This is a genomic window from Nonomuraea sp. NPDC049028, from assembly GCF_043197735.1.
Classification (GTDB): domain Bacteria; phylum Actinomycetota; class Actinomycetes; order Streptosporangiales; family Streptosporangiaceae; genus Nonomuraea.
The window spans coordinates 360323-381982 of sequence record NZ_JBICTR010000011.1; the positions used below are offsets into that span (position 1 = coordinate 360323).

Consider the following 21660-nt stretch of genomic DNA (forward strand, 5'->3'; position numbering starts at 1 on the left):
GAAAACCCCCGAAAACTTAGACGAGAACGTGCTCTCGGCTCCTCGTGGAGGGCACGCTGTGCTTGCGCGTGAAGAGCCACATCCGGTGGACGAGCCAGACCTCGTTGACCAGCAACGAGACGCTGGCGACCGCGGAAACCGGGATCAGCGCCACGGTGCCCACGAGCGGCGCGACCACGAACACCGCGGCGTGGAACTCGATGCCGCTGATCAGGTGGGCACGGATACGGCGGCGGACCATCGCCTTGTTGATCCGCCGCATGAGGCGACGTGACCGGCTCATCGGCGGCCTCTGGCGCGGGATCCGCACCTCGGGCTCGTCCTCTTCCTCCGCCCGGGCCTCCCCGTCGGCCTCCCGCTCCGCCTTGACCGTCTCGCGGACCCGCTTCATCTGCGGCGCGTTGACGTACCTGAACAGGTCGACCACCGCCACCGCCGCGCCCATGACGATGTAGCGGACGTCGCCGGTGATCGCGTACTGGCCGTAAGCGAGGCCGGTGGCGCAGCACACCACCCTGATCCGGTCGCCGACGTAATCGAGCCACAGGCCGAAGGGCGTCCCCGAGCCCTTGAGCCGCGCTATCTTGCCGTCAAGGCAGTCCACCATGAAGCTCAGATAGAACATGGCCGCCCCCGCGGCCAGCAGGTCCATCGCGAGACATACGGCGGACACCATGCCGAGGACCAGCGAGACCACCGTGAGCTGGTTGGGTGTCAACCGCGTGTGGTTGGCCACCAGCAGAGCGGCCCGGCAGGCGACCGGGTCCACGAAGTACACGGTCCACCAGGAGTCTCTCCGCTTGCGTGTCGCGTAGACGTCATCCAGCGAATAGGTCCTCATGGCTTCCAAGCATGGCGACGCACCGCCGTGATCCAATTACTCTCTGGAACTACTGGGCGATGTCCATGCCGGTTCTTGACCATCCTGGCACCGACAGCCGCCAGACCTTCTGCGCCTCGGCATCGCGAAAGCACGTCTTGAGCACCAGGCCGCACAGTTCCACGCGGGCGTGCAGCCGCCAGCTCGGGCCGCCCTCTTCGAGCCGTGCCGGGTCGATCTCCACCGAGACGCCCTGCCCGCCCGTACGCCGTACCTCCAGCGGGACCCGGCGCTCGCCGTCGGTCAGCCACATGCCGATCCGGTTCGGCTCCCGCGCCACCCGGTGGAGGACCACCTCGCCGCTTACCTCGAAGCGGCTCCCCGTCCAGCCGCACTCATGGACCGTGGCCAGCAGCTTGACCTCGTCGCTCGCCTCGAAGACGGCGTCGGGGATCTGGAGGGTCCGGTCGCGGAAGTAGGGGTAGTCGCCGTACCAGCCGATCTCGTGCGGCACGATGGGGGTGCCGTCGACCGAGTCGCGCCTGAACCTGCGCACCACCCGCAGCTCCTCGACCAGGCCGCGGCTCAGCAGGTGGAGTTCGAGCCGGCGCAGCGACGCCACCTCGCCGAGAGCGACGGGGCTCAGCCCGGCCAGCCACTCCTGCGAGAGTTCGAGCAGCGGCCCGACCTCGTCGTCCTCGGCGTACTCCAGCGCCTGGAACAGGAACAGGAGGTCCTTCTCCAGCACCACGCCGTCGAAGGCGTCGGCCAGCTCGGGCTCCTGCTCACTGAGGAAGGCCCGGACCGCGCGGATGGCGGCCAGCCGTTCGGCCAGGTTCGGCAGCTCCATCCGCCGCTGGGTGATCGAGCTCTCCCCCTCCTCGCGCTTACGCCAGTGGTAGACGATGTCGGGGAGCACGTCGACGCCCTTCGCCAGTACGTGCGCCCGCATGCTGAGCGGCACATCCTCATAGATCCCCGCCGGGAACTCCAGCTCGTGCGCGCGCCAGAAGTCCTGCCGGTAGACCTTGTTCCAGACCGTGCGGTCCCTGATCAGGGACCGGCGCTCCCGGATGTGCGCGCCCCGCGCGGGGCGCCTGAACGCCTTCTCGTGCATGGACGACACGGCCAGCTCGCCCTCCCTCAGGCGCAGCACCCCGCCGCACGCGAAGTCCGAGCCGCTCTCCCGCAACGACTCGACCAGCAGCTCGTACGCCTTGGGCGGCACGACGTCGTCGCTGTCCGCGAAGGCCAGATAGGTGCCGCGGGCCCGCCGGATCCCCGCGTTGCGCGCCGGACCTGGGCCCTGGTTCGGCTGGTCGAACAGGACGAAGCGCGGATCACGGGCCACGAACTCACGGGCCACCCGCGCGCTTCCGTCCAACGAGCCGTCGTCCACGAGGATGACCTCGATGTCCTCCAGCGTCTGAGCCGCCAGAGATTCCAGACATTCGCCGATATACGGCTCCACGTTGTAGATCGGGACGACGACGCTGAGCATGGGCGTCATACCGAGAAGCTCCCTTGGGGTCGGGGTAGTAGGGGTCGAGGGCAGCATGCCCTGGCCATCACTCCGGCACGACGTTCGATGCCGCACTCTGATCAGCTCTTTGCCGGATGGATCCGCTACGTTGTGCAATGGATCGAGCGCGCTGAGTAGGGGGAAGCCGTGCTGAGACCCGTACACGACCATGAGCTGCCCGCCATCCGCCGATGGCGCAACCACCCGAGGGTGCGGGCGGCGAGCTTCACCACCCACGTCATCGCCGAGGAGGAGCACGCCCGGTGGTGGGCCGGGGTGAAGGACGATCCGGCCAGGCGGGTGCTGATCTACGTTCACGACGGGACCGCGGCGGGGGTGGTGACGTTCTCCGAGCTCGACCCCGCCGCGCGGAGCGGCGAGTGGGGGTTCTACCTCGATCTGGCCGGGCTGGAGCCGTCGGGCGCGCTGCTGCCGGCCTGGATCGGGCTGGAGCGGGCCGCCATCGACCACGCTTTCGGGCCGCTGGGGCTGACCACGCTGCGTGGCGAGGTGCTCGCCCGCAACGAGGCGGCCAGGGGGCTGCACCGGCGCTTCGGGTTCGCCGAGGTCGCCGTCCACCGGCGCGACATCGACGGCGTCCGCCGCGACGTCGTCACCGTGCAACTCATCAGGAAGGACGACTCTTTGAGGAAGGACCACGCATGATCTCCATCGCCGGGCGGGCGATCGGGGCGGGACAGCCCCCCTTCGTCATCGCCGAGATGTCGGGCAACCACAACGGCCGCCTGGAGCAGGCTCTGGCCATCGTCGACGCGGTGGCCGACAGCGGCGCGCACGCCCTGAAGCTGCAGACCTACCGCCCCGACACGATCACCGTCGACGCCGACGGCCCCGCCTTCCGCCTGGGTGACGACCATGAGCTGTGGGGTGGCGAGCGGCTCTACCGGCTCTTCGAGCGGGCGCACACGCCGTGGGAGTGGCACGAGCCGATCTTCGCCAGGGCTCGCGGGCGGGGGCTCATCCCGTTCTCCTCGCCCTTCGACCCCACGGCCATCGATCTGCTGGAGAATCTCGGCGCCCCGGCCTACAAGATCGCCTCTTCGGAGATCGTGGACCTCCCCCTGATCAGGCTCGCCGCCGCCACGGGCAAGCCGCTGATCATCTCCACCGGCATGGCGTCGATCGGCGAGATCCACGCCGCCGCGGAGGCCGCCCGCGAGGCGGGCTGCACCCAGCTCGCCATGCTGGCCTGTACCGCCTCCTACCCCGCCGCGCCCGCCGAGAGCAACCTGCGCTCGCTGCCGCTGCTCGCCGGGCTCACCGGCGCGGTCGTCGGCATCTCCGACCACACGCCCGGCATCGGCGCCGCGCTCGCGGCCGTCGCGCTCGGGGCGTGCCTGATCGAGAAGCACGTCACGGTGGACCGGGGTGACGGGGGTGTCGACTCGGCGTTCTCGCTGGAGCCCGCCGAGCTCGCGGCGCTCGTGGTGGAGAGCGAGCGGGCCTGGCAGTCGCTGGGCAGCGCGGTCATCGGGCCGCGGGCCTCCGAGCGCGAGGGGCTGCGGTTCCGGCGGTCGCTGTATGTCGTACGGGATGTGCGGGCGGGCGAGCCGGTGACAGAGCAGAACGTCCGCTCCATCCGGCCGGCCGGGGGGCTGCCGCCGGCGGCGGCGGCGCAGGTGATGGGCCGCCGCTTCGCCAGGGACGCCACGCTCGGCACCCCGCTGACCTGGGACCTGGTCTGACGCGCCCTGGTTTCACCGGTTTTGACGGGCGCCCGGTTCACTGGTCCGACGGGCGCCCGGTTCACTGGTCCGACGGGGGCTCGGTTCAGAGGAGGGCGAGGAGCGCGTCGGCGACGCGTTCCCTGCCGCGGCCGTCGATCAGTCCGGCGCCGCGCCTGCCGTACTCCTCGCGGGCCGCCGGGTCGGCGAGCAGGCGGGCCAGGACGCCAACGGCCGCCGCGTCCGGGGCCGGTCCCAGCCCCGCCGCGAGTCCGCCGCCGACCAGCGCCTCGTAGCCGATCAGCTGGTTGTCGGCCACCCAGCTCAGCGCGGTGGGCACACCCAGGTGCAGCAGCTCCCAGACGGCCGAGCCCGCCGCGGTGATCACCAGGTTGGCCTCGGCCATCAGGCCGGGCAGCCGGTCCGTCGGCGGGATGACCGTGACGGGCCCGTCCACCTCGAACGACACCGGGCTGACCACGGTCGCCCGGAATGGCAGCCCGGTGGCACGCAGCGCCCCGGCCCAGGCCGGCGCCACACCGGCGCTGTCGGTGCCGCCGAAGAAGCACAGCACCAGCGGCCCCTCCGGCCGGGCCGGGCGGCGGCGGGCGGTCCCCCGCATCAGCAGGACGCTGTCCCGCAGCAGCACATAACGAGCCCCCGCCAGCCGCCCACCCCACGGCCCATCCGCAGCCTGCCCCGAGTGTCGGAAGGGGCGCAGCTCGGCGCCGAGGTTCTGGTCGAGGTAGAGGTCCGCCTCCTGGCCCAGCGGGTCGCCGTCGACGATCGCCAGCACGGCCGTGCCCGCCGCCCGCAGCGCCGCGCCCGTACCGGGAGCCAGCACGTACGAGTCCAGCACCACCGCGTCCAGCCCGAGCACCCGCACCAGCTCGGCCAGCGCGCGCGGCTCCGAAGGCGCCGGGCACAGCGGGAACGCGCGCTGCCGCAACTGCGACTCCGCCCACGCCGACCCCGCCACGCCCCCGAGGAACAGCACCTCGGCCCCCCGCCCGCACAGTTCCTCGGCCAGCGCCACGCAGCGCATCAGGTGACCGACCCCGCTCGCCACGCCCGCGTCGCAGCGGAACCCCACCCGGTGCGTCACGCCTCCTGCAACGCCTTCTGCGCCACGTGCGCGTTGAGCTCGCACACCTCGGGCCGCTCCCGCAGCCAGCCGACCAGCGACCGTACCGGCACGCACCGATCGCCCAGCTCCGCGACGACCCGTGAGATGAGCCGCCAGTCGTCCTCGGTGTCGAGCGTGACCCGCAGGTCGGCCGCCGACGGCGCGTAGGCGAGGCCGAGCAGCCGCGACTCCCCCGGATGCGTGTAGAGGTAGGAGGTGACATGCGTGCGGTGATGCGCGGTGGCCTCCAGGTCGGCCCGTTTCAGCGCGGCCAGCCCCGCGATCTCCACATCGAGCCCGCGCGGCAGTGTGCGCGCCAGGCTCGTGCTCAGATAGTCGAGGCCGGGCACCGCGCGGAAGACCAGCGCGGCCTCGCGGATCACCACCGGATCGAGCAGCGGGCAGTCCGCCGTGAACCGCATGACGGCGTCGCCCGGGCGACCCCGCAGCACCTGCGTGAACCGGGTGAGCACGTCGTCGACCGGCCCCCGGTGCCAGAACACACCGAGCCGGCGGCACTCCGCCACCACCACGTCGTCGACCGCCTCCGTGGTGGTCGCCACCACCAGATCGTCGACCGCGGCCGCCTCGCGTACCGCACGGACCACCCAGCCCAGCACGGAGCGGCCCCCGAGATCGCGCAAGACCTTGCCCGGCAGGCGCGTCGAGCCCATGCGCGCCTGGATGATTCCGACAATTCGCACGGAAGCCCCATTCCCCTCTGTGACCGTGTGTCATCGAACGATCGCGCTATGCTACCGGGCAGCTCGGATGACTACGGCGGGGGGCCGCGTGAGCATTCTCAGTGGATCGTCAATTCTGATCACCGGAGGCACGGGGTCCTTCGGCAAGGCTTTCGTCCGGCACGCGCTGGACCACCTCGACGTGCGCCGCATGGTGGTCTTCTCGCGCGACGAGCTCAAGCAGTACGAGGCACGTCACCTGTTCGACGACGACCAGCGGCTGCGCTGGTTCATCGGCGACGTGCGCGACAGGGATCGCCTGGCCAGGGCCATGCACGGCATCGACTACGTCGTGCACGCGGCGGCGCTGAAGCAGGTCGACACGGCCGAGTACAACCCGTTCGAATACGTGAGGACCAACGTCTCCGGCTCCCAGAACGTGGTGGAGGCCGCCATCGACTGCGGCGTGCGCAAGGTCGTCGCGCTCTCCACCGACAAGGCGTCCAGCCCGATCAACCTGTACGGCGCCTCGAAGCTGGTCGCCGACAAGCTGTTCGTCTCGGCCAACCACTACGCCGCCAGCCACGTCACCCGCTTCGCCGTGGTCCGCTACGGCAACGTGGTGGGCAGCAGGGGCTCGGTGGTGCCGTTCTTCCTGCGGCTGGCCCAGGAGGGCGGCAGCGTGCCGATCACCGACAAGCGGATGACCCGGTTCTGGATCACGCTCGACCAGGCCGTCCGATTCGTGGTCGACTCCTTCGACCTGATGCAGGGCGGCGAGCTGTACGTGCCGCGCATCCCCAGCATGCGCCTGCCCGACCTGGCCCAAGCACTGGCGCCCCGGAGCCCGGTCTACGAGATCGGCATCCGGCCCGGCGAGAAGCTGCACGAGGAGATGATCGGCCCCGACGACGGCCGCAGGACCCTGCGCCTGAGCGACCGCTATGTGGTGCAGCCGACGATCGCCAGCTGGGGCTACGTGCCCCCGCAGGGCGGCGAGCTGCTGCCGGACGGTTTCGCCTACCGCTCCGACACCAACGACCGCTGGCTGTCGGTCGAGGACCTGCGCGCCATGGTGACGGTGGGCGTCTGATGCTTCCCTACGGACGGCAGTCGATCGCCGACACCGATGTCCAGGCCGTGACCGAGGTGCTGCTCGGCGAGTGGCTGACGACCGGGCCCATGGTCGGCTCGTTCGAGGCCGCGCTGGCCCGGTGGACCGGCGGCGTGCCGTGCCTGGCGGTCACGTCGGGCACGGCGGCCCTGCACGTCGCGTACGCGGCGGCCGGGGTCGGGCCGGGAGACGAGGTGATCACGTCGCCGCTGACGTTCGTGGCGACGGCCGCCACCGCCGCCATGCGCGGCGCCCGGGTGGTCTTCGCCGACGTGCAGCCCGACACGGGCAACCTCGATCCCGCCTCGGTCGAGTCACTGGCGGGCGACGCCACCAAGGCGATCACCGCGGTCGACTACGCCGGCCACCCCGCCGACTACGACGAACTCCGCGCGATAGCCGACCGGACCGGAGCCGTGCTGATCGGCGACGCCGCCCACTCCCTCGGCTCGCGTTACAAGGACCGGCCGGTCGGGGAGCAGGCCGACCTCACCACGTTCTCCTTCTTCCCGACCAAGACCGTGACCACCGCCGAGGGCGGCGCCGTCGCCGTACGCGACCATGACCGCTATGTCCGCGCCGCCCGTTTCCGTAACCACGGCCTGGTCCGCGACCCGGCCGAGCAGCGCGATCCCGGCCACGGCGGCTGGCACCAGGAGGTCCACGACTTCGGCCTCAACTACCGGCTACCGGACGTGCTCTGCGCGCTCGGCCTCAGCCAGCTGCGGCGACTCGAAGGCTTCCGCGCGCGGCGGATCGAGCTGGTCGCCCGCTACAACGCGCTGCTCGGCGACCTGCCGGGCCTGACGCTGCCCGCGCGGCGCCCGTACACCACGCCGTGCTGGCACCTCTACCCGGTCAGGGTCCGCGACGGCCGCAGGCGGGAGGTCTACGAACGCATGCGGGCCGAGGGCATCGGGGTGCAGGTCAACTACATCCCGGCCTACTGGCATCCGGTCTTCGAGGACCTCGGCTACCGGCGCGGGATCTGCCCCGAAGCCGAGTCCTACTACGCCGAGCAGCTCTCACTGCCGCTCTTCCCCGACCTCACCGACCAGCAGCAGGACGAGGTCGTCGACCGGCTGCGGGCCATCCTGGACTGACGGCCGTCTCATCGTTCGGCGAGCATGAGGCAGCCGTCGTCGCCCCGGTCAACCAGGAAGCGCCGCTCGGCGACCGTCACGATCGGCCGCGCCCGAGTACGTACCAGCGGCCGGATCTCCCGGCCCTGGTCGATGACGAAGTCCCAGCGCGACTCACGACCGACGACCTCGTCGATGTCCACCAGCGACACCCGGGCCCGGAAGCTCTGCCCGGCCAGCGTGACGGGGAAGTACATCTCCTCGCCGTCGCTCCTGCGCACCAGCCGCAGCACCGGATCGCCGTCGCCAGGGTCGCTGAGCTCGCCGGAGAAGACCAGGTCGTCACCGTCCACCCGGCACTCACCGATCAGCGCCTCGGCCCGGCGCAGCCGCAATCCCCAGGCCCCGCCACCGCCGCGTACCGGCACCAGCCACACGCCCGCCCTGCGCTTCGGCGCGGGCACCAGCGGCGGCAGCCAGCGCGATCCGACGACCTTCGCCTCCAGCTTCAGCCGGGGGCCGCGCAGCCGTACCCGCAGATCCCAGTGCCCAAGCCGGGCAAGCTGCGCGCGGCTCAGCGTCGCCGGGTCGAACGCGAACGCGAAGGAGAACCCGTGCTCGGCCACCGCAGCGCCCTCCTCCTGCTCGACGCTCGCCCAGGTCGGTGAGACGCGCTGGTCGGACAGCGCGACGATCTCGCCGGTCCTGCGCTCCTGCAGCCACACCTGCACACTCGTACGGCGCAGGTCCGAGACGTCGAACCGGCCGATGCTCACCCGGCCCGTGCCGCCGAGCTCGCCATCGCGCCACTCCAGCTCGACCAGCCGGGCCGACAGCTTGAGCTCGGCCGACACCTCCGACAGGTGCCTGGGCATGGCCGGGTGCCGGCCGTACCAGCGCTTGCGCAGCAGGCCCGGAGGGCTGACCCGCGGAAGCAGCCGGCCCGCGCGGTCCTGCTCGAAGACGCGCGCCAGCTCGTCCAGGCGACGTCCGTGGAGCAGGTGCACCTGGAGCCGCTGCGCGAACGGGATGCTCTGCCACGCCTCCGGCGCGACGCCGTCGAGATAGCGAACGACCAGGTCGACGAGGCCGGGATCGGCCGCGGCGCCCATCATGGCCATCGCCTCCACCGCGACGCTCATGTCGATCTCGAGCGTGTCACGGTCGAAGTCCGGCTTGAGCGCGGGCGCGCCGGTGGTGAGCAGCGCGGCCGTCTCCAGCACCGACAGCAGGCGGTCCCGCAGGTTGGCCGGCTCCAGGCGGCGCTGGGTGATCGAGGTGCCCTCCTCGTCGCGCTGCCGCCAGTGGTAGACGATGCCCTTGATCACGTCGACCGACGAGGCGCCCACGTGCGCGGCCATGGCGACCGGCTGGTCCTCGTACATGCGCTCGGGGAAGGCCAGGCCGAGGGCGTTCCAGAAGTCGAGCCGGTAGACCTTGTTCCACAGCATGCGGTCGCGGATCAGCAGCGGGTGGCGGGTGATGTGCGTGCGCTTGCGCGACTCGGCGAACGCCTGCTTGTGCGCCCACGAGGGTACGAGCAGGTTGCGGTGCAGCCGCATGACGTTGCCGCAGGCCAGATCGGAACCGGTGGCCTCCAGGGAGGCGACCAGCCGCTGGAACGCGCGGGGCGGCACCTTGTCGTCACCGTCGACGAAGGCCAGGTAGCGGCCCGTGGCCCGGCGGACGCCGATGTTGCGGGCCCGCCCCACCCCCTGGTTGGCCTGCCGGATGAGGCTGATCCGCGGGTCGGCCGCCATCCGGGCCTCGACCACGGCGGCACCGCCGTCGGTGCTGCCGTCGTCCACGCAGATCATCTCAAGGTCCTGGAGCTTCTGCGCGGCCAGCGAATCCAGGCAGGGACCGATGTACTTCTCAACGTTGTAGAACGGGACGATCACCGAAAGAACCGGCACGGGAACTCCTCTTCGTCAGCCGGACAGCAGGCGCAGGACCCGGCGGGCGACCCTGCGCGGGCGGGCCAGGCGGCGCGAGAGCCGGTAGCCGAGCGTCCTGCGGTAGGCGGCCGACTTCCGCTGGCTCTTTCTCAGCCGGCCCCTGGCCCGCAGCAGCTCGCGCTCGCGGTAGGTGAGCTTGGTCTCCAGGCGGGACACCCTGGCCAGCGCGGCGGTCAGCTGGTCCGCCAGCCGGTCCCGCGCGCCGAGCAGGTCCCGGTACGTCGGAGCGGCGTCGCTCAGCTCGGCCGGCTGCCCAAGCTCGGCGTCGAGCTTGCGGGCCAGGTCGAGATCCGCCTGGTCGCACGGCCGGTTCGCCATGCCGCAGAGCGTCAGCGTCAGCTGCTCGGCCTGCCGCGGCCACGGCCACGGGTGGTGGTGACCGGCGGCCAGCAGGCGTACCGCGAACCGCCACAACACGCGGCACAACACCACGCGGTCGGCGGGCCGGTCAGGCGGCGCGGGCAGGGCATGGATGGCGGCGAACCGATCGCCGTCCCAGACCAGGTTGTCGGCCGCGGCGTCGCCGCCCATCTCGACCCAGTCGCCCAGCACGGTGAGCAGGTCGCGGACGGCCCGTACGTCCTCGCGGGCGCACGCCTCGATCAGGACCTCCTCCACGACGCGGCCCGCCGGGATGGCCCGCTCCACGCCGTCGGGCAGCCGGCGGGTGGCGCCCCAGATGACCTCGTGTACGGCGTGACCCTCCTCGAACAGGCCGAGCGGCAGGTCCGCGTGCGCTGTGGGCGGGCCCTCGAACTGGCCGATTGGCGGGTTGGGCGCGTCCGAGGGTTTGGTCGCCATGGCCACCCATACCGGGGCGAGCTGCTCGCCGAGACCGTGGCTGAACACCAGCCGGGTCAGCCGCAGCGGGTCGGCCACCAGCATCCTGTCGCCGCCACGGGCGCTCAACGGCACCGTGAGCGCGTCGGGCAGATCGCAGCCGAGCAGTTCGCGGGCGAGCAGCGCGCGGGGCGCCGCGCGGCCCGGATAGGCGGCGTAACACCTCTCGGGGGTCAGTCCGGCCGCCACCAACGCCTCGTCGAGGGCGCCGGGCCCGTCGGGGTAGCCCTGGTCGAACCCGTGCGGCTCCCAGTGCTCGTCGCCGCCGTCCCGGTCGGCTGGCCTGGCCTCGACGAACCGGTCGATACCCAGGTCGTTGCTCACGCTCAGGACGAACCGCCCGCCCGGCGCGACGAGGGCGGCGAGCGCGCCCACCGACTCGCGCCAGGGCGGCGCGACCTCCTCGGCCGAGTGCGTACGCCGCAGCCCGTCGAGCGCCAGGACCAGGTCGTACGGCTCGGTCTCGGGCAGCGCCGACAGACGGCCGCAGTGCACGGCCAGATCGGGGTGGCGCTCGGCGAGGGCACAGGCGTCGGGGTAGGAGCGCAGCAGCACGGCCACCGACGCGGCCCGCGCCACCACCTCGTCCACCAAGCCGCGTGGATGCGGCCCGACCAGCAGCACTCTGGCCCTCGCGCCCTCGGCGGCTTCTTTGGCCTCGCGGCCCTCCCGGCCCTGGCCGCCCTCGCTGTCCTGGCGGCCCTCGCCGGTCTCGATGGGGAGCAGGCGTCTGACCAGTTCCAGGGCCACGCCCCGCCAGTCCGTGACGCCGGACGTATGGGATGAGTCCGACCACAGCAGCATCTCGCCGCCGATCAGCCGGACGTTCTCGGGTGCCTCGTTCATGCGCATCGCGCCCGCTTCCAGCCGAACATTCGCCGTAGCTCCTCCGGTGTCGCCTGATACTCGAATCCCAGCTCCTGCCGGGCCGCCTCCCTGGCCGCCTCTGGGTCGACGCGCACGCCGTGCAGCTCGGGCCAGAGCCGCATGCGGCGGGCGGTGCCGCCGTACTCGGGCCGCTCGTCCTCCAGCTGCATCGGGTCTCCGTAGACGGCGACGTCGCAGCCCACGGAGGCGCCATAGAACAGCGCGCTACCGAGCCGGTTGGACGCCACCCGGCGATGCCGCCGCAGCTCGGCCAGCTGGCCGGACAGGAAGTCGCGTCCTCTGCCGTCCCACCGCGAACCGCGCTCACCATGGCAGATGACGCGGAAACCCGCCGACCGATAAGCCCGCCGAATGTCCGGATTGGCGAATTCCAACCAGTAAAGACAGATTGTCACCGGCTCCGTCTCCACCTCGGCGATTTCGGCGGCCAGCCGGGCATGGTCACCGCTGACCGAATGCTTTTCCCAGCCGTGGAAGGGATACCAGATCGTACCCTTCCTTTCGGGGACCGCGGCCTTTCCCGGCTCCATATCTAGAAGGTAGATCCACGGCGCGCCGATGACATAGTGACCACGGCGGCCCATCGACCAGCCACGCCGCCTGAGCACGTCGGACCAGACGAAACGGGGGTAGCCGGGGCTGCACCAGTGGTCGTTGGGCGGGAATCCGTGGAGATAGTTCCAGCCGTGCTGCAGGAAACCCTGTATTCGCCGGGGAGTGTCTTCCGCCATTTCACAGTATCGGCCGAGTATGCGGGAGTGCCCGTACCAGTGATTGGATTCGTCCATCATTCCCCCTGTAGCGGTTGACGCGCCCCATGCGACATTCTCAGCCCGGCACAGCGGGCACTCGCCGTTATACGGTTCTATTACTCACGACGGGTGCTTGGTTTCTGTTGACGGACGATCACGGCTACACTACGTGGTTGTCCGAAGACAGAAAGTGAGCAGAGATGAGCCAGCTCGACCGCCTGCGCGGCGTCTTCCGCGCCTCGCTGAGCCTGCCGGCCGACCGGGACGTCGACGGGCTCGAATACCGGGCGATCCCGCAGTGGGACTCACTGGCCCACATGGCCCTCGTCGCCGCGATGGAGGACGAGTTCGGCATCATGATCGACACGGACGAGATGATCGACATGAGCTCGTTCGCCAAGGCCGCCGAGCTGCTGGAGAAGCACGGTGCCGACGCCGTCACCTGACCTCCGGGTCGCGCTCGTCACCGGCTCCACGCTGGGCATCGGCCGGGCCGTCGCCGCGCGGCTGGCCCGGACCGGTCACGAGGTCGTCCTTCACGGGCGCGACCGGGAGCGCTCCGCCAAGGCGGCGGCCGAGGTGGCCGCCGAGACCGGGGGCCGCACCGACACGGTCCACGGCGACGTGGCCGACCCCGCCGCGGTGTCCGCCATGATGCGGGAGATCCACCGGCGGCACGGGCGACTCGACGCCCTGGTGATCAACGCGGGCGGGCACGCGGCGAGCCTGCTCGGCATGATGCACAGCGACGTGGTGAGCCGGCTCTTCCACGTCAACGCGCTGGGCGCCACCCACACCCTGCAGGCCGGGGTCAAGCTGCTGCGCAGGGGCACCGACCCGGCCGTGGTCCTGGTCTCCTCGGTCATGGGCCGCAAGGGGGCGCCGGGCCAGGCCGTCTACTCCGCCACCAAGGCCGCCATGCTCGGCCTCACCCTGGCCGCCGCCAAGGAGCTCGGGCCCCAGGGCATCCGGGTCAACGCGGTGGCACCCGGCTACATCCAGACCGACATGCTCTCCACGCTCGACGATCGGGCCCGCGCCGACACCGTCGCCGCGACCCCGCTCGGCCGCCTGGGCACCGCCGGCGACGTGGCCGCCGCGGCCGCCTTCCTGCTCTCCGCCGACGCCTGCTTCATCACCGGCCAGGTCATCGGGGTGGACGGCGGGCTGGTGCTGTAAGTCTCCGACACGATGGACGGGCGGTCTGCCATGAACGCTTCTCTACACTCCGGACACTCCGGCGCACCCCAACCCGCCGACGGTCCCTCACCGCACAACGGCGAGGAGCTGACTCCTCGGGAGGGCCTTCCGCACCCGGACGCACGGATAGTCGTCGCGGGAGAGCCGGGGGTGCTCACCGGTGACGACCTGGCGGCTCGGATCGCGAGCACCACGCAGGCGCTGGCCGCGCTGCCACCCGGCCCGGTGTTCTGCGGCATGCGTAACGACCTGCCGTCCGTGCTGCGCTACCTCGCGGCGTTCCAGGCGGGAAGGCCCATCGCGCTGCTGGACCCCGACCTGCCGCCGGGCGCGCTGGCCGAGCTGGCCGCCAGGTTCAAGCCCGCCGCCCTGCTCGGCTTCACGCGGGCCGCCGACGGCCTGCGGCGTGCCCGGGGCGGCACCCCCGAGCCCCATCCGGACCTGGCCGTCCTGCTCGCCACCTCGGGTTCGACCGGCAACCCCAAGCTCGTGCGGCTGTCGCGGTCGGCCGTGTCGGCCAACGCCCACGCCATCGCCAGGGCCCTGGCCATCGGGCCCGGCGAGATCGCGCCGACCAGTCTCCCGCTCTACTACAGCTACGGCCTGTCGGTGCTCAACAGCCATCTCGCCGCGGGCGCCACCGTGGTGCTGACCGACGCGGGCCTGCTCGAACGGTCCTTCTGGACCATGCTCGACGAACACCGCTGCACCTCACTGGCCGCGGTTCCCTACCAGTACGAGATGCTGCGCAAGCTCCGCTTCGACCCGGTCGAGCACCCCGCTCTCACCACCATGACCCAGGCGGGCGGGCGGCTGCGGCCCGACCTGGTCACCGAGTTCGCCGCCAAGGCCCAGCGCTTCCTCGTCATGTACGGCCAGACGGAGGCGACCGCCCGCATCTCCGTACTCCCCCACGACCGCCTGGCCGCCAAGCCGGGCTCCGTGGGCCCGGCCGTCCCCGGCGGTCGCCTGACCATCGACGACGGCCAGGTCGTCTACCAAGGCCCCAACGTGATGATGGGCTACGCCGACACGGCCGACGACCTGGCCAGGGGCGACGACCTGGGCGGTGTGCTGCGCACCGGCGACCTCGGCCACCTCGACGACGAGGGCTTCCTCTACATCACCGGCCGGATGAAGCGCATCGCCAAGGTCTTCGGCGTACGCGTCAATCTCGACGACATCGAACGCCTGCTCCGCGACCGAGGCCCTGTCGCGGCCACGAGCGGCGACGACCGCGTCACGGTCTGGGCCGAGGGCCTCGACGCCGACGGATGCACCACGCTCGCCCGGCGGCTGGGGTCCGAGCTGCGGCTCCACTGGAGCGGGTTCGACGTACGCGGCGTGGACCGGCTGCCGCTGCTCGGCACCGGGAAGATCGACTATCCCGCTCTGGAGGCCCGCACATGAGCGTCTTCACCTTGTCCCAGGACGCGAAGGAGGCCGCGCTGCTGCCCGAGCTGGTCGCGCTGACCGAGCGGCATCGGCGGGCGTGCCTGCCGTACCGCCGGATTCTCGACGCGATCGGGGCGGTGGGGCCCTACGAGCGGGTGGCGGATCTGCCGTGGCTGCCGGTGCGGCTGTTCAAGACGCACGAGTTGCGCAGTGTGCCGGAGAGCGCGGTGTTCAGGGTGCTCACCTCCAGCGGTACGACCGGGCAGCGGCCCAGCCGCGTCTACCTCGACCGCGAGGCGGCGGCCGCGCAGCCGCGCATGCTGGCGGCGACACTCCGGGCGGTGCTGGGTGAGCGGCGGCTGCCGATGCTGATCGTCGACAGCCGCTCGGCGATAGGCCCTGCGACGCTGAGCGCTCGCGGGGCGGGCGTGCTCGGCATGATGCACTTCGGCAGGGACCACACCTTCGTGCTCGACGAGGGTGGCGAGCTGGATGCCGAAGCGGTCAAGGGCTTTCTCGCGCGGCACGGTGGTGCGCCCTACCTGATCTTCGGGTTCACGTTCATGGCGTGGTCGCACCTGCGTGAGCTGGGGCTCGACCTCTCGCAAGGCGTACTGATCCACTCCGGGGGCTGGAAACGGCTGGCGGAGCAGGCCGTCGACAATGCCACGTTCCGCCGGCGACTGGGCGAGGAGTGCGGGCTGCGGCGCATCCACGACTTCTACGGGATGGTCGAGCAGATCGGCACCGTGTTCCTGGAGGGGACAGACGGAGACGGGCTCTACTGCCCCGATTTCGCCGATGTCGTGATCCGCGATCCGGAGACGTGGCAGGAGGCGCCGCCCGGCGTGCCGGGGCTGATCGAAGTGGTCAGCACACTGCCCACGTCCTATCCGGGGCATGTGCTGCTGACGGAGGACCTCGGCGTGGTGCACGGGGTGGACGACGGGGTGTGGCCGGGCAAGCGGTTCTCGGTGCTCGGGCGGCTGCCCAGGGCGGAGGCGCGCGGCTGCAGCGACACTTCGGCGCGGTCGGCGGCGTGATGAGACCGGGGGTCGGGGTCAGGTTCCCGGATTGCCGGGATATGTCGGTCGAAACGCTGATCGAGCAGGTGTCCGGGGGTGAGCCGCTCGCGGTGGCTGATGAGCGGATTCGTGGGTTCCTCACCGCGTTCGGCAGGCGCCTGCTGAGCCCGGAGCTGGCGCGACGTCATCCGGAGTTGGCCTCACTGGGCTTCTTCCTGCGGCCCAGCGAGCTGACGCGGATTCTCGACGGGCCCCGGGGCGATCACCTGCGGGCGCCGCGCGGCCTGGTGTTCCACGTCCCACCCGCGAACGTCGACACCGTCTTCGTCTACTCCTGGGCGCTGTCGGCGCTGATGGGCAACCGCAACGTGGTACGCCTGTCGCCGCGCGCGGGCGCCGTGGCCGAGACGATCACACGGACGCTGCGAGAGTCGCTGGCCGACGCCGATCCGGTGGTGGCCGCCACGCAGCGCATCGTCACGTACGACCGATCCGACGCCATCACCGCGGCCCTGTCAGCGGCGTGCGACCTGCGGGTCATCTGGGGCGGCGACGCCGCGGTCGGCGAGATCCGCCGCCATCCACTCGCCCCGCACGCGCGTGACCTGACCTTTCCCGATCGGACGTCGTTCGCGGTGCTCCGGGCGGCGGCCTGGCTGACGGCGTCGGCCGCCACGCGGGGGGCGGTCGCCGAGGGGTTCGCCAACGACGCCTACTGGTTCGACCAGGCGGCCTGCTCGTCCCCGCGCACCGTCTACTGGGTCGGCTCGGCCGCCGACTGCGACGCGGCGCGCGAGGAGTTCACCGCCTGGCTCGCGCGGGCCGTGGCCAAGCGGGGGTGGTCCGTGGACGCCGCGATGGCGGTCGAGAAGCGGGTCGCCACGTACGGGCTGGCCGCCGACGGCGACGCCCATGCCATCGACTTCCACGGCAACGCGCTGGCCAGCGTCACCCTGGCCGCTCCCGAGGCGGCGCCACGACGGTGGCTGGGCGCCGGGACGTTCGCGCACGCCCGGCTCGATGGGCTTGGCGAGCTGGCTCGGCTGGTGGAGCGCCGGGATCAGACCATGACGCACTTCGGGTTCGTCCCGGCCGAGCTGGAGTTGCTGGCGGGGGCGCTGGGCGGGCGGGGGGTCGATCGGATGGTGCCGGTCGGGAGCGCGCTGAGCTTTCACCGGGTTTGGGATGGAGTGGACCTGACCGCCGAGTTCACCCGTCTGGTGACTGTCATCACATGACGATCGGGGCAGAGCAGAGCGTGGCGATCGCATGACGATCACAGCGGCAAAGAGGGTAGTGACCTCGCCGGTGGTCGGGCGGCGGGGGTGGTCCGGCTGGGTTCCGGTGGGGCTGGTCGGCCTGGTGGCCGTGGCGGCGCTCGTCTGGCGCGGGGTTTCCGTCCGGGACATTGCGGCTTTCGGTGGCTATATCGGTATCGGCGTGCTGGCTCCCGGGACGCTGCTGTGGCGGGCGCTGGCACGGGGGCGCGGGTCGCTCGCCGAGGAGCTGGCCGCGGGGCTGGCGCTGGGGTACGCGGTCGAGGTGCTGGCCTACATCCCGGCGCGCGCGGTCGGGCTACCGCTGCTGGTGCTCGTCTGGCCCGTTACGGTGATCGCCGCCTTCGTCGCCGTACCCCGGCTACGACGGCACTGGCGATCGGGGACGGCGGGTCGCGAGTGGATGCCCCTGTGGTGCGCGTGGGCCCTGGCGGGGGTCGTCTGCTATCTCGTTGTCTGGAGCACCCTGTCGTTCTACGGGGGCCATGGCCTGACCTGGCCTGGCAACTCGACTCCCTACGTCGACATGCCCTACCACCTCGCCCTGCTCGGCGAGCTCAAACACCACATGCCCCCAACGGTCCCGACGGTCCTGGGTGAGCCGCTGTCCTACCACTGGTACGTCTATGTCGAGATGGCCGCCACCAGCTGGGTCACCGGGATCGAACCACAGACCCTCCTCTACCGGCTGTCGATGCTGCCGATGATGGTGGCCATGGTGGTGCTGGTGGCGGTGCTCGCCAGGCGGCTGACCGGGCGGTGGTGGGCGGGCGTGGCGGCGGTCTTCGTGACGTACTTCGCCTTCAGCCCGGAGCTGTACCGGGGAGCGAGCAATCTGTTCACGTCGCGGTCGATGTTCACGGTGTGGACGAGTCCGACGCAGACGTTCGGGGCGTTGCTCTGCGTCCCTGTGGTGCTGGTGCTCGTCGGGTACCTGCGCCGGGAGCGGACCGGGTGGGGCGGGTGGGTGCTGGTCGGGGTGCTGTCGGCGGCGCTGACCGGGGCGAAGGCGACATTCCTCCCGCTGTTGCTGGGTGGGCTGGTGCTCGTCCTGGTCGTCAGGCGGTGGACACGGCCCGCACTCGTAGGTGTCGAGAACACCCCGACCGAGCCGTGGTCACGACCCGCACCCGTGGACGTCAAAAACACACCAACCGAGCGGTGGTCGCGGCCCGCGCTTGTGGGCATCGGGATCATGCTGGCCGGTCTGGCGTTCGCGCAGTTCGTGGTCTTCGGGGGTCAGCGGCAGGGGCTGGTACTCGCGCCGTTCGCGAGCATGCGGCCGGTCTGGGGACTGGTGATGGACCTCGGACCCAAGCAGGTCGCCAGGGCCTCCGTATGGCCGATCGCCGGGCTGATGGGGATTCATCTGATCTGCCTGGCGTGCGTGTGGGCGGGAGTGCTGGGCGTGCTGGCCAGGCGGGCGGTCCTGCGGGATCCGGGCATGCTGCTGTTGCTCGGGATCGGGGCGGGGGGCATCGGCGCCGTCGTGCTGCTGGGGCATCCGTCGGCCAGCCAGTACTACTTCCTGGAGGGCGCTCGGCCCTACCTCTCGATCGCGTCCGTGGCCGGGATGGCTGCGTGCGGCCGGGAGCGCGGATTCGCCGCCGCCAAGTGGTGGGCGGCGCTGGGGGCCGGGCTGGCCGTGGGGGTCCGGGTGCTGCTCGGACCGGACGTGCCGGTCCACGGACTGTTCCCCCTCGCGCTGCCGTACCTCGTGCTCGTGGGGGTTGTCGCGGCCGTCGCGCTGCGGCGCGGGCCCGTAGTGCTGGCGGTGGTCGCGGTGCTCACCGGCTACGCGGTGCCGGCCACCTTGACCCAAGGGGTCGGGCCGTCGAGCCACCACGAGGCGCCGCCGCCTGTGCGTATGGTGCCGCAGGGTGCACTGGAGGCCGGGCGGTGGCTGCGGGACCACTCCTCGCCCGACGATGTGGTGGCGACCAACGCGCACTGCCGGCCCGTGGGCTGGAAGGTGTGCGACAGCCGCCATTTCTGGGTGTCCGCTTACAGCGAGCGCCGGGTGCTGGTGGAGGGGTGGGCGTACGCTCAGAGCACGATGTCGCGGAGTGAGCCGTTCGGCATCTCCTACCTGGCCCTGCCGTTCGCGGACCAGGCGCGGCTGGCGGCGAACGACGCGATGTTCCGGCAGCCGTCGGCGGAGAATGTCGCGCGGCTCGTACGCGAATATGGCGTCAAATGGGCGTTCACGGAGAATGACACGGCCCTTGACGGCTTCGCGACGCTGCGTTTCCGCAGCGGCCAGTGCTCGGTCTACGAACTCCGCGCCGGGTAAAAGTCTGTCCAGCTCCAAGAATGGTGCGGAGAAACAGCCCGCGCATCAATGGACGGCAGCAGCAGCATTCCCCTATGAACACGCGTTCCGCCATGGACAGGAGCCCGGCCGTTCTCGGCGAACCGGTCACCTTGGCGACCGTGGACATCGTCATTCCGGTGCTCAACGAGCAAAAGGCACTGCCCGGTTGCATCAGGACGCTCAACGCGTTCCTCGGCGATTCCTTCCCGCTGCCGTGGCGCATCACGATCGTCGACAACGGGAGCATCGACGGCACCTGGCGGGTTGCCCAGGGGTTGACGCGCGAGTTCCCGCAGGTGCATGCCCGCAGGCTGGAGACCAGGGGCCGTGGTGCGGCGTTGAAGGCCGCCTGGCGCGACAGCCCGGCCGACATCGTCGCGTACATGGACGTCGACCTGTCGACCGGGCTCGGCGCGCTGTTCCCGATGGTGGCCGCGCTCGCCAGCGGCCATTCCGAGGTCGCGATCGGCACCCGGCTCGCGCGCGGCGCCCGTACCCGCAGGTCGCTGCGGCGAGAGCTGGTCTCGCGCGGGTACAACGCCCTGCTCCGGTACGGTTTCGGCGTCGGCTTCAGCGACGCCCAGTGCGGCTTCAAGGCCGCCAGAACGGACGTGATCAGGCCGCTCCTGGACCGCGTCGAGGACGACGGCTGGTTCTTCGACACCGAGTTGCTCCTGCTGGCCGAGCACAACGGCCTGCGCGTCCACGAGGTGCCGGTGGACTGGGTCGAGGACCTGGACTCGCGCGTCCGCATCATCAGGACGGCGGTCGAGGACCTCAGAGGGCTGGCCAGGGTTGCGCGGTCGATGTCCACCGGCAAGGCGGCGCTGAAGTTGACGAACGAGACGGAGCCCACGCCCACGCACCCGGACGCGGTCGTCGCCCGGCCGCGCGCGGTGACGCTGGCCAGGTTGGGGTCGTTCGCCCTGATCGGCGGGTTCTCGACAGTCCTCTACGCGCTGCTCTATCTCCCGTTGCGTGAGCATTGGCCCGCCGCGGCGGCCAACCTCGCCGCGCTGCTGCTCACCGGCTTCGCCGGCGCCGAGGCCCGCCGCTGGACGGTCAACGTGCTCGGCGGTCACCGTACGGCGCCACGCGTCCGGACCGTGCCGGCCTTCCTGGCCGACTACGCCATCACCACCATGGCGGTGCTCGGCCTGCCGCCACCGGGCGGCCGCGTGTTCGAGGCGACCACCGCCGTCGGCACGTACTGCCTGCTCACCCTGCTGCGCTTCGCCGCACTCGACCGGTGGGTCCTCCCGAAGAGATGAACGAGATGCGAGCAGAAGAGATCCGCCGCATGACCGCGCTCGAAGACAACCACTGGTGGTACCGGGAGCGCCGGGCCATCCTCCGTGCCGAGGTACGCCGCCTGCGACCGGGCCGGGCGCTCGACGTCGGCGCGGCCGGTGGCGGCAACACCCTGGTCCTCGTCGAGGAGGGCTGGGAAGCGACCGCCACCGACTGCTCCGAACTCGCGGTGGAGGTGGCCAGGGGTCGCGGGCTGCGGGCCGTACAGGCGGACGCGCGTGACCTGCCGGTCGAGTCCGGGAGCGTGGACCTCGTGACCGCCTTGGACGTGCTGGAGCACATCGAGGAGGACTACCTGGCCACCGAGCAGATCGCCAGGGTGCTGCGGCCGGGCGGGCGGGCGCTGATCGCGGTCCCCTGCGACATGTCGCTGTGGTCGGCCCACGACTATGCCGTCGGCCATGTACGCCGCTACTGCCGCGATTCGCTGACCGGCGTGGTCGAGAAGGCGGGCCTGCGCGTCGAGCGGCTGTGGAGCTGGAACGTACTCCTGCGCCCGCTGATCGCCCGGCATCGGCACTCGTCCACAGGCAGCGCCCTGCGGCCGGTGCCCCCGCTGGTCAACGCCGGCCTGTCCGCGGTCGTCAGGCTGGAGAGGTGCCTGCCGGTCGGTTCGCTCAGGGGCGTGACGCTGTTCCTGCGTGCCCGCCTCGAGAGTTAGGAGACCG

The 21660-nt window shown here is 71.4% G+C and carries 19 protein-coding genes; 12 read left to right on the plus strand and 7 right to left on the minus strand.

Annotated features, from left to right (window positions below):
* Positions 1–16: 16 nt before the first annotated feature.
* Positions 17–841, minus strand: a complete 825-nt coding sequence (locus tag ACGFJ2_RS40630) for a CDP-alcohol phosphatidyltransferase family protein (protein WP_363993067.1) — start codon at positions 839–841, stop codon at positions 17–19.
* A 49-nt stretch (positions 842–890) separates the two neighbouring features.
* The gene (locus tag ACGFJ2_RS40635) at positions 891–2330 is read right to left on the minus strand and encodes a glycosyltransferase family 2 protein (RefSeq protein ID WP_357948469.1); all 1440 of its coding nucleotides are present in this window, start codon (positions 2328–2330) and stop codon (positions 891–893) included.
* A 159-nt stretch (positions 2331–2489) separates the two neighbouring features.
* Between ACGFJ2_RS40635 and pseH the strand changes: the two genes are divergently transcribed.
* Both pseH and pseI read left to right on the plus strand, forming a co-directional pair.
* A complete protein-coding gene (gene pseH / locus ACGFJ2_RS40640; protein ID WP_357948466.1) occupies positions 2490–3008 on the plus strand; it encodes a UDP-4-amino-4,6-dideoxy-N-acetyl-beta-L-altrosamine N-acetyltransferase in 519 nt (172 codons plus the stop codon).
* A complete protein-coding gene (gene pseI / locus ACGFJ2_RS40645; protein WP_357948463.1) occupies positions 3005–4048 on the plus strand; it encodes a pseudaminic acid synthase in 1044 nt (347 codons plus the stop codon). Before pseH ends, pseI begins: the two co-directional genes overlap by 4 nt.
* Positions 4049–4133: 85 nt before the next feature.
* Here pseI and ACGFJ2_RS40650 read toward each other — a convergent pair whose 3' ends face one another.
* Both ACGFJ2_RS40650 and ACGFJ2_RS40655 read right to left on the minus strand, forming a co-directional pair.
* Entirely contained in the window at positions 4134–5132 is a 999-nt protein-coding gene (locus tag ACGFJ2_RS40650; RefSeq protein ID WP_393477634.1) for a PseG/SpsG family protein, read from the minus strand.
* On the minus strand, positions 5129–5857 hold the full coding sequence (locus ACGFJ2_RS40655; protein WP_357948458.1) for a glycosyltransferase family protein: 729 nt from the start codon (positions 5855–5857) through the stop codon (positions 5129–5131). Before ACGFJ2_RS40655 ends, ACGFJ2_RS40650 begins: the two co-directional genes overlap by 4 nt.
* 88 nt (positions 5858–5945) lie before the next feature.
* Between ACGFJ2_RS40655 and pseB the strand changes: the two genes are divergently transcribed.
* Complete coding sequence (gene pseB, locus ACGFJ2_RS40660; protein WP_357948455.1) at positions 5946–6929, plus strand: UDP-N-acetylglucosamine 4,6-dehydratase (inverting); 984 nt, start codon at positions 5946–5948, stop codon at positions 6927–6929.
* Positions 6929–8053, plus strand: a complete 1125-nt coding sequence (locus ACGFJ2_RS40665) for a DegT/DnrJ/EryC1/StrS family aminotransferase (RefSeq protein WP_393477638.1) — start codon at positions 6929–6931, stop codon at positions 8051–8053. Before pseB ends, ACGFJ2_RS40665 begins: the two co-directional genes overlap by 1 nt.
* Before the next feature lie 8 nt (positions 8054–8061).
* Here ACGFJ2_RS40665 and ACGFJ2_RS40670 read toward each other — a convergent pair whose 3' ends face one another.
* The 3 genes from ACGFJ2_RS40670 to ACGFJ2_RS40680 are packed head-to-tail and all read right to left on the minus strand — an operon-like array spanning position 8062 to position 12449.
* Positions 8062–9948: a glycosyltransferase family 2 protein gene (locus ACGFJ2_RS40670; protein ID WP_358179577.1), complete on the minus strand. Its 1887-nt coding sequence runs from the start codon at positions 9946–9948 to the stop codon at positions 8062–8064.
* 15 nt (positions 9949–9963) lie between these two features.
* On the minus strand, positions 9964–11676 hold the full coding sequence (locus ACGFJ2_RS40675; RefSeq protein ID WP_393477641.1) for a hypothetical protein: 1713 nt from the start codon (positions 11674–11676) through the stop codon (positions 9964–9966).
* A complete protein-coding gene (locus tag ACGFJ2_RS40680) occupies positions 11673–12449 on the minus strand; it encodes a hypothetical protein (RefSeq protein WP_358179573.1) in 777 nt (258 codons plus the stop codon). Before ACGFJ2_RS40680 ends, ACGFJ2_RS40675 begins: the two co-directional genes overlap by 4 nt.
* A 221-nt stretch (positions 12450–12670) precedes the next feature.
* Between ACGFJ2_RS40680 and ACGFJ2_RS40685 the strand changes: the two genes are divergently transcribed.
* The 8 genes from ACGFJ2_RS40685 (at position 12671) to ACGFJ2_RS40720 (ending at position 21653) form a co-directional block, all read left to right on the plus strand.
* The gene (locus tag ACGFJ2_RS40685; protein ID WP_357948443.1) at positions 12671–12916 is read left to right on the plus strand and encodes an acyl carrier protein; all 246 of its coding nucleotides are present in this window, start codon (positions 12671–12673) and stop codon (positions 12914–12916) included.
* Positions 12897–13649 carry an SDR family NAD(P)-dependent oxidoreductase gene (locus ACGFJ2_RS40690; RefSeq protein ID WP_393477645.1) on the plus strand — a complete coding sequence of 251 codons (753 nt, stop codon included), beginning with the start codon at positions 12897–12899 and terminating at the stop codon, positions 13647–13649. Before ACGFJ2_RS40685 ends, ACGFJ2_RS40690 begins: the two co-directional genes overlap by 20 nt.
* A 30-nt stretch (positions 13650–13679) precedes the next feature.
* Positions 13680–15080, plus strand: a complete 1401-nt coding sequence (locus ACGFJ2_RS40695) for an AMP-binding protein (RefSeq protein WP_393477647.1) — start codon at positions 13680–13682, stop codon at positions 15078–15080.
* On the plus strand, positions 15077–16108 hold the full coding sequence (locus ACGFJ2_RS40700; protein ID WP_358179567.1) for an acyl-protein synthetase: 1032 nt from the start codon (positions 15077–15079) through the stop codon (positions 16106–16108). Before ACGFJ2_RS40695 ends, ACGFJ2_RS40700 begins: the two co-directional genes overlap by 4 nt.
* Before the next feature lie 41 nt (positions 16109–16149).
* Complete coding sequence (locus tag ACGFJ2_RS40705) at positions 16150–17328, plus strand: acyl-CoA reductase (RefSeq protein WP_393477650.1); 1179 nt, start codon at positions 16150–16152, stop codon at positions 17326–17328.
* A 58-nt stretch (positions 17329–17386) separates the two neighbouring features.
* On the plus strand, positions 17387–19660 hold the full coding sequence (locus tag ACGFJ2_RS40710; RefSeq protein ID WP_393477652.1) for a hypothetical protein: 2274 nt from the start codon (positions 17387–17389) through the stop codon (positions 19658–19660).
* Between the two features lie 74 nt (positions 19661–19734).
* Positions 19735–20952: a glycosyltransferase gene (locus ACGFJ2_RS40715; RefSeq protein ID WP_393477654.1), complete on the plus strand. Its 1218-nt coding sequence runs from the start codon at positions 19735–19737 to the stop codon at positions 20950–20952.
* Positions 20953–20957: 5 nt separating this feature from the next.
* The gene (locus ACGFJ2_RS40720; protein ID WP_393477657.1) at positions 20958–21653 is read left to right on the plus strand and encodes a class I SAM-dependent methyltransferase; all 696 of its coding nucleotides are present in this window, start codon (positions 20958–20960) and stop codon (positions 21651–21653) included.
* The last annotated feature ends 7 nt before the right edge of the window (positions 21654–21660 follow it).